General features: G+C 64.8%; 16 protein-coding genes and 1 pseudogene. 6 read left to right on the top strand and 11 right to left on the bottom strand.

Annotated features, from left to right (window positions below; all coding sequences use genetic code 11):
- Positions 1–244: 244 nt before the first annotated feature.
- On the bottom strand, positions 245–574 hold the full coding sequence (locus tag AB0L63_RS29440; protein ID WP_364507320.1) for a hypothetical protein: 330 nt from the start codon (positions 572–574) through the stop codon (positions 245–247).
- On the bottom strand, positions 574–849 hold the full coding sequence (locus AB0L63_RS29435; protein WP_364507317.1) for a hypothetical protein: 276 nt from the start codon (positions 847–849) through the stop codon (positions 574–576). The genes AB0L63_RS29440 and AB0L63_RS29435 overlap by 1 nt, the downstream gene beginning before the upstream one ends.
- A gap of 91 nt (positions 850–940) precedes the next feature.
- On the opposite strand from AB0L63_RS29435, the gene AB0L63_RS29430 reads away from it, so the two are divergent.
- Positions 941–1,285 carry a metalloregulator ArsR/SmtB family transcription factor gene (locus tag AB0L63_RS29430; protein ID WP_364507315.1) on the top strand — a complete coding sequence of 115 codons (345 nt, stop codon included), beginning with the start codon at positions 941–943 and terminating at the stop codon, positions 1,283–1,285.
- Positions 1,286–1,287: 2 nt separating this feature from the next.
- Entirely contained in the window at positions 1,288–1,740 is a 453-nt protein-coding gene (locus tag AB0L63_RS29425) for an SRPBCC domain-containing protein (protein ID WP_364507312.1), read from the top strand.
- A gap of 315 nt (positions 1,741–2,055) precedes the next feature.
- On the opposite strand, the gene AB0L63_RS29420 is transcribed toward AB0L63_RS29425, so the two are convergent.
- The 4 genes from AB0L63_RS29420 to AB0L63_RS29405 all read right to left on the bottom strand — a co-directional run bounded on the left by AB0L63_RS29420 (position 2,056) and on the right by AB0L63_RS29405 (position 4,904).
- Positions 2,056–2,328 (bottom strand): hypothetical protein, encoded by a 273-nt coding sequence (locus tag AB0L63_RS29420; RefSeq protein WP_364507310.1) that lies wholly within the window; start codon positions 2,326–2,328, stop codon positions 2,056–2,058.
- A gap of 78 nt (positions 2,329–2,406) precedes the next feature.
- Complete coding sequence (locus AB0L63_RS29415; RefSeq protein WP_364507307.1) at positions 2,407–3,015, bottom strand: hypothetical protein; 609 nt, start codon at positions 3,013–3,015, stop codon at positions 2,407–2,409.
- Between the two features lie 621 nt (positions 3,016–3,636).
- Positions 3,637–4,701, bottom strand: coding sequence for a PP2C family serine/threonine-protein phosphatase (locus tag AB0L63_RS29410; protein WP_364507305.1), 1,065 nt, complete (start codon positions 4,699–4,701; stop codon positions 3,637–3,639).
- Positions 4,698–4,904 (bottom strand): tetratricopeptide repeat protein, encoded by a 207-nt coding sequence (locus tag AB0L63_RS29405; protein ID WP_364507303.1) that lies wholly within the window; start codon positions 4,902–4,904, stop codon positions 4,698–4,700. Before AB0L63_RS29405 ends, AB0L63_RS29410 begins: the two co-directional genes overlap by 4 nt.
- Before the next feature lie 419 nt (positions 4,905–5,323).
- Here AB0L63_RS29405 and AB0L63_RS29400 point away from each other — a divergent pair, with 419 nt between their 5' ends.
- Positions 5,324–5,539, top strand: a complete 216-nt coding sequence (locus tag AB0L63_RS29400; protein ID WP_364507301.1) for a hypothetical protein — start codon at positions 5,324–5,326, stop codon at positions 5,537–5,539.
- On the opposite strand, the gene AB0L63_RS29395 is transcribed toward AB0L63_RS29400, so the two are convergent.
- Entirely contained in the window at positions 5,503–6,363 is an 861-nt protein-coding gene (locus tag AB0L63_RS29395) for an SDR family oxidoreductase (RefSeq protein ID WP_364507298.1), read from the bottom strand. The two genes, AB0L63_RS29400 and AB0L63_RS29395, sit on opposite strands and share 37 nt — an antisense overlap.
- A gap of 491 nt (positions 6,364–6,854) precedes the next feature.
- Here AB0L63_RS29395 and AB0L63_RS29390 point away from each other — a divergent pair, with 491 nt between their 5' ends.
- Positions 6,855–8,234 (top strand): phosphatidylglycerol lysyltransferase domain-containing protein, encoded by a 1,380-nt coding sequence (locus tag AB0L63_RS29390; protein WP_364507295.1) that lies wholly within the window; start codon positions 6,855–6,857, stop codon positions 8,232–8,234.
- Here AB0L63_RS29390 and AB0L63_RS29385 read toward each other — a convergent pair.
- Together AB0L63_RS29385 and AB0L63_RS29380 are read right to left on the bottom strand one after the other, a co-directional pair.
- The gene (locus AB0L63_RS29385) at positions 8,231–8,875 is read right to left on the bottom strand and encodes a pentapeptide repeat-containing protein (RefSeq protein WP_364507292.1); all 645 of its coding nucleotides are present in this window, start codon (positions 8,873–8,875) and stop codon (positions 8,231–8,233) included. The two genes, AB0L63_RS29390 and AB0L63_RS29385, sit on opposite strands and share 4 nt — an antisense overlap.
- A gap of 56 nt (positions 8,876–8,931) precedes the next feature.
- Positions 8,932–9,303: an NYN domain-containing protein gene (locus AB0L63_RS29380; protein ID WP_364507289.1), complete on the bottom strand. Its 372-nt coding sequence runs from the start codon at positions 9,301–9,303 to the stop codon at positions 8,932–8,934.
- Between the two features lie 174 nt (positions 9,304–9,477).
- Between AB0L63_RS29380 and AB0L63_RS29375 the strand changes: the two genes are divergently transcribed.
- Positions 9,478–10,644, top strand: a complete 1,167-nt coding sequence (locus AB0L63_RS29375) for a serine hydrolase domain-containing protein (RefSeq protein WP_364507285.1) — start codon at positions 9,478–9,480, stop codon at positions 10,642–10,644.
- 20 nt (positions 10,645–10,664) lie between these two features.
- Here the strand turns inward: AB0L63_RS29375 and AB0L63_RS29370 are convergent.
- Positions 10,665–10,886, bottom strand: a pseudogene (locus AB0L63_RS29370) (hypothetical protein); the annotation flags it as partial.
- Positions 10,887–11,221: 335 nt separating this feature from the next.
- On the bottom strand, positions 11,222–11,731 hold the full coding sequence (locus tag AB0L63_RS29365) for an SRPBCC domain-containing protein (protein ID WP_364507282.1): 510 nt from the start codon (positions 11,729–11,731) through the stop codon (positions 11,222–11,224).
- Positions 11,732–12,268: 537 nt separating this feature from the next.
- Between AB0L63_RS29365 and AB0L63_RS29360 the strand changes: the two genes are divergently transcribed.
- Entirely contained in the window at positions 12,269–12,868 is a 600-nt protein-coding gene (locus AB0L63_RS29360; protein WP_364507280.1) for a cysteine hydrolase, read from the top strand.
- The last annotated feature ends 37 nt before the right edge of the window (positions 12,869–12,905 follow it).

The raw sequence follows: 12,905 nt of genomic DNA, 5'->3' as shown, positions 1-12,905 counted from the left end.
CCTCGGTTGCTGCGATGGTTACCACGGACGTTCGGGGCGGGATGACTGTGGACGTGTTCGACCGGGCCGAACCCAGCAAAACACGCGGTCCCCTCTAAACGTTTGATTGCCGTAGCAGGTTCGCCCTCTGCGAGACGATGACCTCACCCCAACGACGGGCCGCTGCGAACACCGCCGCTGGCCTGATCATCGGCCAGCTCTGAACGAACCCGGACAGGATCAGCTGCCCGACCTGCGACGTCGCTCAGCTCGCGCGGTGGATCGGATGCAGTCGCGATAGCGCACGCACCGCGTCGGCACGCGAAATGAGCTGATCGCCATCGAGTTCGGCGATTGCCGCCTCCATCCACTCCCTGATCAGCGTCGACATGCCGATGCCTCGACTGTCGGCGAGCTGTTTGACCCGGGTGTGCAGCTCCAGCGGCATGCGAATCGAGCTGGTCACGACGATGTCGTCACCGGGGGCGAGCGGCGGTGGCGCCTTTTCCGGCGGGACCGGTTCGTCGCTGAAGGTCAGCCGATCCATGAACGCCGCCACTTCGTCCGGGGTGGACGGGAAATCCTTCTCGCTCATCACCCGTTCTCCTGTTCCCACTTCTCGAACATTTTCAGTTCGTCGGCGCGCATTTCCCGAGCGCCGATGATCAGCCAGGTCCACTGATCCTGTTGGCGCGTCGCCACGATCAGCGGACGCCCGGTACCCGTGCGACCCCAGACCGACAACACCGTCACGTGCCCGTCATCGGCGATCCGCGGCCAGCGTCGTGCGCCTTCGAGGACTTGGCGTACCTCCCGGGGTCTGATGCCGATCAGGTGCGCGAACGCCCAGTCCGGCCACTCGAACCCCATGACCACATACTACGCGCATAGTAACCGACCGATCGGTCCCGGTTCTCCGGCTATTTGACGCGTAGGAGTTTTCCTACCTATATTCGAGCTCATGAGTAGCAGGGTGGCGGCGTTGCCGCCCGAGGGTCGCGTCTTCGCGGCGCTGGCCAGTCCGGTTCGGCGTGAGGTATTGCGGCTGCTGCGCGAGGGCGGGCCACAGCCGGTGACCGATCTGGCCGCGCACTTCGACATGGCGCGGCCGAGCTTCTCCGAACATCTGCGGGTGCTGCGGGAGGCGGAGTTGGTCAGTGAGAACAAGGTCGGGCGGCAACGGTTGTATCAGCTCGAAGCGGCCCCGCTGTACGAGATTCAGGAATGGCTGCACCCGTTCGAGCGGTTCTGGCGCGAGAAGTTGGCCGGGCTGCGTGAACTGTTGGACACCATGGACGAGGAGTAGGAATGACCGACGATCCGACCACCATTCATGTGGACGAATTCCTTGCGCACCCATCGGCGAAGGTGTGGCGCGCGCTGACCGAACCGGAGTTGCTCGCGCGGTGGTTCATGCCGTCCGACTTCCGGCTCGAGGTCGGGCATCGCTACATCATCGATGCGAGAGCCGTTCCGGCGACGGGCTTTTCCGGTGTGATCGGGGCCGAGGTGCTGGCCTTTGAATTAGAGCGGATGCTGCGCGTCGGCTGGCGCGATGCCGACCCGAATGCCGAGCACGGCGCCGATTGGACGATCACCTGGACGCTGGAGCCCGAGGGCAAAGGCACCCGATTGTTCTTGGAACACGCTGGATTCGATCCGGACCACCCGCTCCAGCAGAAGGCCCGCACGATCATGGATGCCGGCTGGCGCTCCCATGTCATGCGGCGCATCGATGAGGTGTTGCAAGAGGATATCTGAGCTGCTACTGCGCCAGCGCCAACCGCAAGACAAAACGAGTTCGGCCGCAGCGACGAACCGCATTCGATCGGCTTCCTCGATCCGGTCCCCGGGGCGCACGTCGATCAACCAGACACCGTCGCAGGTCACCGACAGGAAATCGGGAGTGTACCCACCCGGGCCGTTGGAATCATCGCCGAACCTCGGGCGCGGAATCGCCGCATTCGCGGTAACGGTCGCGCGGCGCGTTCACCGGCCTCCGCTCAGTCCCCATTCATCGAGGCCGGTGTAGACGCGGGCAACTCGGAGCCTTGATGCGTCGAAGCATTCGGCCTCTCAGGTATGGATCGCAATGAGCGAATCCGGGCCTCGCCACCAGGTATCGGCCAGGCCGCGAATCTCGATCACAGGTTCGAAGGTGCTCAATGGCAGCTCGTCGATCGCATCACCGCGAATCGTGCTGATCTGCGGGGCCCAGCGGGACGCATGGTGAGCCAGCGCAACCGATTCGATCCATCCTTCGATGCTCGCGTGCAGGGGCACCCACCGATCGCCATCGATGCCGAACTCTCCTGCCGGACCGATCATGAACGCACAAGGCATCGACACTCGCTCCACCCCTGCCCCGAACCACCCAATCCGCTCGGGCTCAGTGGACACGCGGCTGTAGCCGATCCTCATGAGCACTCAGCCGAACCAGACGACCAGGCGAACGCTGTCATCCCCATGCTCGGCAGCGAGATCCCGCATCGCCGTCCAGACCCGAGCCCAGCGCCCCTCGTCCGGAGGAGCGAACATCCTCGCAGTCAGGACCACGGGACGGTACACCACGCCCTCGAGACACACCTCACCACCCGGCGGCCACGCGGGCGGTGCGAGGACCATATCCCCACCGAAGGTGTCTCCCGCCGCGTCGACCAGATCACCCCTATTCCATACGGTGTCGTACAGGACAAGTTCGCCGTCCTCGCCCGGCCGCCACTCGCCTACAAAGTAGAAGGCAGGGCCGTCGGCAAGTGGCGCGTCCCAGTCGACCGCAGCGACTTCAGCCCACGTGGCGTACGTATGGCCGTGCTGGTAGTCCTCGGCAGAGTTCTCCCACACCGGATCCGAGACGTCGCTGGGCAACCCTCTATGCGAGAAGAGCGGACGGAGCTCCTCCACCCCGCAGACGCCGAAGAGACAGTCCCACGCGTTGTAGTCCCGCCCCAGCCGGAAATCCAGAAGGTCGACCTCCACCTTCCAATACCCGTCGGCCGAGCGACTCTCGATTGCGCCGTCAATGTCTGTTCCCATCAGGACAATGCTCCCAGCATGCACCGGGGAATATGCGCCTGCCCGGAGCGCGCTCATCTGGTCCAGTATCGACCGCGGTCCGCACGGTCGGATGGACGTGCGCATTCCGGTTGCACGTCGGAGTCGTTGCGCAGCAATCCGTCGATGACCACACGCACGGCAAGCCCATCGCGAACATCGACATGACCGCGCTGATCGCGGTCGGAACCGACCTGCTGGACGAAAAGCCGCGCACCAACAAGGAACTCGGCCTCCTGCTCGGCAAGCGCTGGCCCGAATGCACACCGGCCTCGCTCGTCTATGTCGTCCGCAACCATTGCGTACCAGCGCCGTCTTGGTCGAGCGTGCGTCCAAGGCCATTTCGTCCGCGGTCTCCGACCCTGGCGCGCAATCGCACTGTGCCATTGCGCTCGTCCACCTACCTCGACCGCACGCCGCAGCTTCGCTGTCGATGTCTCCACATCACCGTTCTTGCACGCACTCAACCCTTCCTGCACGACTTGGGCGAGTTCGGCTTGTCCGGTGTAATGCGCGACGCGCCCGCTGATTCGGGCCGAGGGCCCTCGGCCAGATATTCGTTCTGGTCTATCGCTACCGAAATACGCTTATTCGCAAGGGAACTCACTGCGCTTCTCCTACATCGACCGATGGCCCGATCGGCACCAGCGCGACAGTGATGTTGTCGCTCCCCCCGGACCGTAGTGCAAATTCGACCAGCGCACGCGCCGCGTCCTCGCACGATAACCCGCTGACCATCCGCGCGAGCGCCGTCGGATCGGATACGTAGTTCCAGAGTCCGTCACTGCACAGCAACAGCACCCCGGGACCCGTGGTGTGAAAGGTATTCACACATCGGTCCGACCACGGTATGTCCGCGCTGTCCGCACCGAGCCAGCGCAGCAAGGTATGTGCCCGCGGATCCTGCATCGCGGACTGCTCGTCCATCGCACCAGCATCGACGAGTGCCTGGGCCCACGAGTCGTCGACGGTCAGCCGGGCTGATGGCAGATTCCCGCCCGCGATCGGCTCGATGCCGGTGCCCCGCAACCAGTATGCCCGGCTGTCACCGATATTCGCGACGGTGATCTCCACACCGTCGCCGCCGTATCCGCGCACGATGGCCGAAACATAGGTGCACGATGGAGCGTGGCCGTCGTGTGTCGCGATATCGCGGACGGCCTGCGACGCGGCCGCGAGCCCGGCCATGACCACCGCCGCGCCCGAGCGTGCTTCGGCCAGTGCGGTGAGGCAGGCATCGACACCCGCCCGCACGGCCGTGCCCGAGGCCGCCTGCGCATCCTCGGAGGTGGAGACGCCGTCGCTGACCGCGATCACCGTGACGATCGGGCATTCGGCCCCGTCTTCCAGCACCGCGGCGGCGACCGCATCCTCGTTGCGCGCGTGCACGATACCGCGATCGGTCATCACATACAGCGCACCGAGATCGGCCTCGAATCGATCCGGTTGCGGACGCAATTGACCGCAGCCGCCGCAGTAACCGCCGGATTCGTAGCGGGTGCCGCCGCAGCCCTCACACGGCGGTGTCGCATCCGGATCCGGCCGCGGCAGCGCGATTCGCCGGGCGCCGAGATCGCGGCCGCAGGCCTCGCAGAACCGGTCGGCGATTGCGACCGGTGCCGCGCATTCCGGGCACCACGGCTGTACCTCGGTCTCGGGCTGGGTCATAGGTTCGTCCTCGGCCGGATCGCAATGGCACGATCCACCAGCTCGAATCGAGCCCACATATCTCCGGTTTCGCGGGCGAGGTCGCGATAGCAGCGCTCCAAACCGGTTCGTACTCCGTCCTGATCGAGGTTGGCGCCGAGCCACGCCCCATGTGTTGTCAGTGTTTTACCCACGCGCAGCCAGATCAATGCGGCATCCAACATGCGGCAAATTCACCACCGATTTCGGCGAGCATGAGTAACTGCATGGTCTCACTCTTTGTAGCGCAGGTCCGGTGGTTCGGGTGACGCACACCTGCTTACCACCCAGATTCGCGCCGGCCCGGATTCCGGAGTTGCGGGCGGCCAGCTTCGCGCCGAGCGATCTTGCCGCTCAATTGATCACGCGACGTCAACCCCACGAGCACACAACACCACGACTACGACGGCGACCGCGCCGATGGCACCCGAAGTCGTCCCAGCGAACCGCCGTAGCCACGTCCCCCCGTTGCACATGGTCGTCGATAGGTGAATCTCCGCCACCGCCCCCCTTCATCTACTCCGCAGGTGCTCCCGATCGCGGGAGTACGGAAGGGAATTCGGGTTTTCCGCCCATCGGGCCGGGCGGCGAAATCGGAGGTCGATTGCCGCGCCGTCGCACTTGGCGTCGGGCCCGGCTCGGTGCCGGTATCGGACTCATCGAGGGCCCCGAACCGCCACCGGGGCAGCAGAAGCCGTTCACCGACTTGATCTGGACTCCCGATCTGCACCATGTCGAGACGGCCGCGGCGGTGCTGGTCGCCATCGCGCAGCACCGTTTCGATTACACCTTGGTCGATGTGGGCGCCTTGTCGATATAGCGGCTCATCGCCCAGTTCAGCCCGCACATCGCGAGGTTGTAGGACGGCGGGAAGTAGCGCTGCGCGAGATAGCCGACCCGGATATCGGGCGAGGTATAGACCATGTACTTATTGCGCTCGACCCCGCGCACGATCGATCGGGCCGCTTGCTCCGGCGTGACCGCATGCCGCATGAACAGCGCGACCGCCTGCTGCACCGCCGCGCCCTGCCGATCGACGCCGGCGATATCCACGCTGTCCACCATCGGTGTCGCCATCGCACCGGGGCAGACCAGACTGACACCGATCCGGTGCTGCCGCAGATCGAAACGCAGCACCTCCGAGACGCCGCGCAATCCGAACTTGCCCGCGCTGTAGGGCGCATGCCAGGGCAGTCCCAAGAGACCCGCGGCCGAGGCAACATTCACCAAGTGTCCGCCACGCCCGACCTCGATCATTCGCGGTACGAACTCCTCGATCACATGGATCGGGCCCATCAGATCGATATCGATGGTGCGCCGCCACTGCTTGTGCGTGAGCCGATCGACGGTCCCCCAGGTGGCAATGCCTGCCACATTCATCACGATATCGACGCTGTTCACCTCGGCGTGCGCCTTCGCGGCCAGCGCGACCACTGCGTCGTAATCGCTGACATCGGCGGGTGCGGCCAGGTGCACAACACCGCCGCGCGCACGTACCTCATCGGCGGTGTGCTGCAGTCCGACATCATCGATATCGGTCAGGATGACCGATGCGCCCTTGGCGACAACCGCCAGCGCCGTACTGCGGCCCAATCCACTTGCCGCTCCGGTGACCAGGCAGCTCTTGCCGTCGAACTTCGTCATGAACCAAGACGATAGACAATTATGAACACTGTTGTCTATAGATCCCGGTCTCCGTCTCAGACGCGCATATGACCACCGGTCGACAGATCGCGAGACGCGATTGATATGCGGATCGCTGCACAGTAGCTGTCGACTATGGCCGGTGCTCACGTCGAACTACCGGAGCCGGTCTCGCATAGGCATTCACTCGGTCTTCCGCCGCTTCGACTGCGACGGTCCGAACCACGGAAAGCCGTTGTCCGTATTCACGCTGGTGGCATACTCGATAACAGCGACCAACGGCGGCGCTCATCCCCTGGTCCGAGCTGCCGACGGCACCATCTACAGCCCGGCGCGGTAGCCGGGCGATCACCAGTGGACTCCTACGATCTTGGTGCGCCAGGAATGTTCGAGCACTCATCCCATGTTTCGAATATTGTTGCGTGTACAGGATCATCGGGAGGACCACATGGGGAACCTGTTGGGACCCATCGGCCTAATGGGGTGCAGACGTGGCTGAGGGACGGGAAACGGCGGCGCGGAATTCCACACTCGCGGGGTACCGCGATGTCTCGATCACCACCACACCGGCCGTCCGTCCGGTGATCTCCATTGCCCTGTTGCTGATGAGCGTAGCGCTGGTCTATGAGGCCGGTCGCGCCGCGCCCGGGGAGGACCACGGCTGGTTCGTCGCCGTATCGATCGCCGGGCTCTTCGTGGTGCGCGGACTGCATCTGCGTCGGCCGATCACCCTGCCGCATTTCACCGTCGCGGTCTTCGTGCTGGCGGCGGCCAATGCCGCCTATCGCGCCTCGCATCCAGGCTTCGGATTCGTCTTCCTGGCTGCAACGGGATTCATCTTGATGCTGCCCCAGACGAGTCGGCCCCAGCCCGAGCAGTTGTATCGGGTCGCCGAACTCGTCGGCCGAACTCAACGCGATCCACTCGCCGCCTTCGCGCTGCATTCGTCCAAGTCCTACTACTTCAACGCGAATTCGACCGCGGCGATCGGCTACCGAGCCCGCTTCGGGGTCGCGGTTGTTGCCGGTGATCCGATTGGCGATCGCGCCGAATTCCCGGTACTGCTCACGGACTTCTCCGAATTCGCGGCGAATCACGGCTGGCGGGTCGCAGTGCTCGGCGCCAGTCCGGACCTGGCCGAGATGTGGCGCCATCGAGCGATCGAACATCGCGGATTGCGCGCGATTCCGGTCGGCCACGACGTGGTCATCGATGTCGCGACATTCGCGATGGTCGGGCGCTCCTTCCGCAATCTGCGTCAGGCCGTGAGCCGCACCCGGAATTTCGGCGTGACCACCGAAGTCATCAATGAGACCGAACTGACCGAACCGCTGCGGGCCGAACTACTGGAGATCGTCGACGCATGGCGTACCGGTCGACAGAATCGTGGCTTCTCGATGATCCTCGACCATCTGCTCGACGGGCGGAATCCGGGCATGCTGCTGGTGCTGGCCAGGGATGCGGACGGACGGGTGGCCGGCTTCCAGCGCTATGGCGTCTCCGGGCTGGGCCGCGAGCTCAGCTTGGATGTGCCGTGGCGGCGCAAGGATGCCCCGAATGGACTGGACGAGCGAATGATCATCGATCTCGTCGACCATGCCCGCGCGCAGGGCATCGAGCGGATCTCATTGGCGTTCGCCCCCTTCCCGGAACTGTTCGCCGAGAAGGAGCGATCGCGGACCGGGAAGCTGATCTATGTCCTCGCGCACCTGGGTGACCCGCTGATCCGCCTGGAATCGCTGTACCGATTCCTGCGCAAGTTCCGAGCGATGTCGGATCAGCGGTTCGTGCTGATCCGATGGCGCGAGGTGCTGCTCGCCGCTGCGGCGCTGCTCACCTTGGAATTCGTGCCGCACCGCAAGCAGTACTAGTCGCGGACGGTAATACCGATCGCCTTGGCGAACTCGGGTGCCAGATCGAGCAGTTGGAGCCGGGTGATGGTTGCCCCGCGCAAGGCATCGAGCCCCTCGGCGATGTCCAGGTGCGCCGCACCGCGCAGATCGACCTGCTGCAATCGGGCGCGGTTGAGCAGCAAGCCCTCCACGGTGGTGCCGGGGAAGGAGACCTTGGTCAGCTCGGCGTCACCGAAGTCGGCATGGCGCAGCACGCAATCGACGAATTGCACCTCGCGCAGTTTGGTCTTGCGGAAGTTCACCGAGTCGAATTTGCAGCCCTCGAAGCGCACTCGACGCAAGTTGGCACCACCTGCATCGACGCCGGACAGTGCACCGGCGATCAATTCGACGTCCTGCCAGGAGGTATCGGACAGATCGGTGCCGACCCAGCGCACGTTGCGCTGCCAGACATCGGTGAAGCGGGAGAATCGCAGGCTGCCGCGGTTGATTGCGAGCGAGGTGAAGACGGTTTCGGAGAACCTGGAATTACCCGCCTCGATGTCATCGATGTCGGTGCCGGTGATGTGCACACAGTCGTAGTCGCCCTCGGGTTCGAGATCGCTCTCCAGCGGCGTGAGATAACGCGCATAGGACAGTTCCTCGAGTTCGTTGGGCACGGTTGACCTCCGGGTTCGGCGACGCTTCTTCTTGTCTACCAGTCGGATCCGACAGGTCAGGGGTCGATGCGATCCAGCAGCCAGCGAGGGCCCACCGATTCGGCGCCGAGGGCTTCGATTCGATCGCGAAGTCCACGATCGGCCGTGACGACGGTGACCCGGTCCGCTTCGGTGGCCGCGGCCACGACGTCGACGATCGCATCGTCTCCCGAACCATCCGCCAGCACCACGCGCACGCCCTGGAACTCATCCGATGCCGCGGCCTTGGCGGCGCCCTCGAGCACGACGACCACTTCGGCGGGTTGGGTGAGGTGCTGTTCCAATGTGCTCAGCCGCATGAGCAATCGCCGAGCGGCACCCGCACGATCGCGCCACCAGCCATCGGGGCGCGAGCCCACGACATTGGCGGCATCTACGACGATCAGCATCGCTCTCCCTCATTCAATGAGCGTCCGAGAGCTTGGGCGGGTCTGGGTCTCGGTGCTCATGGTGTCCAACACGAGCACGGCAGTCAACGGTATGGGCCCATGGCCAGCCGCGCTCCGAACGTCCGTCGTAGCTCGAACCGCGGGCGGGATGCGGTGTGTGACATGCTGGCGCACATGGTCATCGATGGAATTGTCGCGTCCGGGTTCGAGGCGGTGCGAGAGGTGTTCGCAGCGAGCTTCGCCGAGCAGGGGGATGTCGGTGCGGCGGTGGCGGTGTATAGGAATGGGCAGGCGGTGGTGGATCTGTGGGGTGGGCTAGCCGATCCGGAGGGTGCGCGGCCGTGGGAGCGTGACACAGTGCAGCTGGTCTATTCGGTGACCAAGGGCGTCACGGCGACCATCACGCATCTGCTCGCCCAGCGTGGTGAGCTCGACCTGGATGCGCCGGTCACGCAGTACTGGCCGGAGTTCGCGGCCGCGGGTAAGGGCGATATCCCGGTGCGCTGGTTGTTGACCCATCAGGCGGGCTTGGCGGCGCTGGACAAGCCGGTACCGCTGGTGGATGCGCTGGCCTGGAGTCCGATGGTGGATGCGCTCGCCGCGCAGACGCCGAATTGGCCGCCTGGCACCGCGCACGGATACCACGGTCGCACCTTCGCCTGGCTTGTCGGTGAGGTGATCCGGCGGGCGACGGGGCGCACCGTCGGGCGGATTCTGGCCGAGGATATCGCGGGACCGTTCGGTGTCGACTTCTTCATCGGTTTGCCGGAATCCGAACGGCACCGCGTCAGCCGACTCGTGTTCGCGCCGAAGGTCGATCTGGCGTCGATCCCGGACGAGTTGATCCCGGCGGAATTCCGGCCGATGGTCATCGCGATGCGTGATCCGCAGGCGCTGGTCAACCGCGCCTTCGAGGTCACCGATCCGGCCGATATCGATTTCAATGATCCAGCGGTGCACGCCACCGAGATCCCGTCCAGCAATGGCATCGGCACCGCACGCGGTCTCGCCCGGCTCTACGCGGCGACCATCGGCGAGGTCGACGGCGTCCGCCTGCTGACTCCCGAAACCCTCGCCGCCGCGACCCGCGAGCAGGCCGCGGGCATCGACCGCGTCCTGATGCTGCCTGACCGCTTCGGCACCGGATACATGCTCCCCACCGAAGGTTTCGTACTCGGCGGCCCCAATTCCTTTGGCCATACGGGCCGCGGCGGCTCGCTGGCCTTCGCCGATCCGGACACGGGCATCGCCTTCGCCTACGTCACCAACTACATCATCGAAGGCGCCCTGGACCTGCGGGCCCGCAATCTCGTCGACGCGGTGACCAGCGCCATTGCCTAGGAACGCACGGGCCGTGCGGTTCAGCGCAGGGTGCGGATCCAACGTCGGGTGTCGGCCGGGTCGATGACGTCGTCGAGTTCCAGGACCGTGGCGGCGGTCAGGGCCTTACCGTTGGCGTAGGCGAGCTGGACGAGGTTGTCGAAGGCTTCCTGGCGTTTATCGGGATCTTCGATGGCGGCGAGTTCCTTGGCGAAGCCGAGACGGACCGCACCCTCCAGGCCCATACCGCCGATTTCGCGGGATCTGCTGAGTTTGCTATGCCCTCACCCGCGGCACCCTCACCCGCACCGACGCCACCCCAAGTGCCCGCGCCACCTACCTGGCCCACATGCAGACGGTTGCCGAAACCCTGTTGTCCCCAACCTGATTCACCCGAGTCCGGGTGTCCCCGCCATCGATCCATCCGCCGCCGAACCGGTGACCCTAGGGGGTTGAGGTTGGTAGGGCCCGTATTCGACTGGTCTGTGTTCTTCCTTCTCGCCTTACGGCACCTCGATACCATCCGCGAACTTCGTTTCCGAGGAAGTCGGCCAACATCATCGCGGCGTCGGGTATCGGTCCGGCGCGCGCTGTTTCGCTATGCCCGCGACAGCGTCGGCACCGATTCTGCGGCGGTCTTCAGTTGGTTCAGCATCTGTTCGTGGCCCGCGCGCAGCTTTTCTGAGGTGAAGAATGAGCTCAGCAGCGGCCCTGCGAGCGACTCCTCCATGGTTACCCGGGTGCGGTTTTCGCCGAGCGCTTCGAAGCGCATCCGGTCGATGGCGCGCATGCAGCCGAATGCCACACCGGTCCAGGCGATCTCGCGTTCGGGATCGACCGTCGCGAACACTGCCTTGATTCGCATCCCGTTCAAGACCCACCGGAATTCCGCGTCCACCTCGATGTTCCCGATCTCGGTCACATGGGCGTCGGTACGCCAAGCCGGCCAATCCCGCATATCGGCGATCAGCTGCCACACGGTGGCCACCGGCGCGTCGATCTCGATGGTGGAGGCCGATCGCACCGGTGCGTTCTGATCGATGAGCCCTCGCTTGGCGTAGTTCTCGTGCAGGTCCGCGGTGGCCGGGCCGGTGTAGAAGAGCTTCATGACTTCCTCTGTGTGAGCGTTGTTCTTTAACGAGAGCAATGCTCTCTCAGGGCTCGATTTCTGTCAACCGCACAAGACCCGACTAGGACAACCAAGGGTTGTGGCTCGCCGCCAGGTCGGTTGTTTGATTCGCCTCCCCCAGCGTTGATTTGATTCGTAGCGATTCAACGATGAGTTGTGTCATACGAAAAAGAAGGGCGTGGAGCTTGGTGGCAAGACGATCCCCGAGGCGGCAGTTCGGCTGGCTGCGGGCGGCCGACGCGGTCAGCGCCTATGGCTCTGGGCTTGGCGCTTGGGGCATTCCCGTTGATCGCACGCCGCCGCCCAGGTGTCCGCTGTCCGCGATGGGGCCAGCGCGCCAGCACAGCAGGACTTCCTCGGTACGAGCGGCGTCATCCGAGGCCACGTCGTTGTCATATGCCGTGCGAGACGGAAGCGGGTTTGAAAACCATTGACTGCCAAGTGCGTACGACATATCCGCCCATTGCTCGCCTGCCGGAACCCTGACCAAGCGCCATCAGCAAGGAGAACACTCGCGTGAGCACTGCCCCTGCACTCGACCCCAGGCACACCGCCCTGCTCGTCATGGACTACCAGCCCGCGGTCCTGGCCGTCTTGCCCAAAGACAGGGACTGCGAGGCCCTGCTGGGCCGCATGGAAGGGGCCATCGCTGACGTTCGTGCCAACGGCGGCACCATCGCCTACGTCCACGTCGGCTTTACCGAGGCCGACTGGGACGCGATCCCCGCCACCAACAAAACCTTCGCGCCGGTGGCTCGTCACCGCGTCATGCACTACGAGGACCCAGCCGCCGCAATCCACGAGCGCCTGACTCCCCACATCGGCGACATCAGCGTGCGCAAGATTCGCTACGGCGGCATATCCACTACCGACCTCGACCAGCAACTGCGCGAGCGCGGCATTACCACACTGATCGTCTCCGGCATCACTACCAGCGGTGTCGTCCTATCTACCGTCATCGACGCCGCCGACCGCGACTACCAGCTCTACGTCCTGTCCGACGGCGTCGCCGACCCCGACACCGAAGTCCACAACGTCCTGCTCCACCAAGTCCTCCCCTCGCGGGCTCACATCATCGACACCACCGAACTACATACCCTGCTCCGGGGTGACTGACTCGAACCGCCGACCCGCCCCCACCGACGGGCCGCCG

Origin of the sequence: Nocardia sp. NPDC051990 (genome assembly GCF_040680755.1) — a bacterium.
Taxonomy (GTDB): Bacteria; Actinomycetota; Actinomycetes; order Mycobacteriales; family Mycobacteriaceae; genus Nocardia.
Note: the sequence above shows the minus strand (reverse complement) of the source record. Positions and strands in the feature narration are given on the sequence as shown.

Excerpts from the sequence above, each read along its gene's own strand:
- AB0L63_RS29380 (WP_364507289.1), bottom strand. The coding sequence starts at position 9,303 with ATGCTGATCGTCGTAGATGCCGCCAATGTCGTGGGCTCGCGCCCCGAT.
- AB0L63_RS29435 (WP_364507317.1), bottom strand. The coding sequence starts at position 849 with ATGGGGTTCGAGTGGCCGGACTGGGCGTTCGCGCACCTGATCGGCATC.
- AB0L63_RS29395 (WP_364507298.1), bottom strand. The coding sequence starts at position 6,363 with ATGACGAAGTTCGACGGCAAGAGCTGCCTGGTCACCGGAGCGGCAAGT.
- AB0L63_RS29375 (WP_364507285.1), top strand. The coding sequence starts at position 9,478 with ATGGTCATCGATGGAATTGTCGCGTCCGGGTTCGAGGCGGTGCGAGAG.
- AB0L63_RS29365 (WP_364507282.1), bottom strand. The coding sequence starts at position 11,731 with ATGAAGCTCTTCTACACCGGCCCGGCCACCGCGGACCTGCACGAGAAC.
- AB0L63_RS29415 (WP_364507307.1), bottom strand. The coding sequence starts at position 3,015 with ATGGGAACAGACATTGACGGCGCAATCGAGAGTCGCTCGGCCGACGGG.
- AB0L63_RS29425 (WP_364507312.1), top strand. The coding sequence starts at position 1,288 with ATGACCGACGATCCGACCACCATTCATGTGGACGAATTCCTTGCGCAC.
- AB0L63_RS29405 (WP_364507303.1), bottom strand. The coding sequence starts at position 4,904 with ATGTTGGATGCCGCATTGATCTGGCTGCGCGTGGGTAAAACACTGACA.
- AB0L63_RS29440 (WP_364507320.1), bottom strand. The coding sequence starts at position 574 with ATGAGCGAGAAGGATTTCCCGTCCACCCCGGACGAAGTGGCGGCGTTC.
- AB0L63_RS29430 (WP_364507315.1), top strand. The coding sequence starts at position 941 with ATGAGTAGCAGGGTGGCGGCGTTGCCGCCCGAGGGTCGCGTCTTCGCG.
- AB0L63_RS29410 (WP_364507305.1), bottom strand. The coding sequence starts at position 4,701 with ATGACCCAGCCCGAGACCGAGGTACAGCCGTGGTGCCCGGAATGCGCG.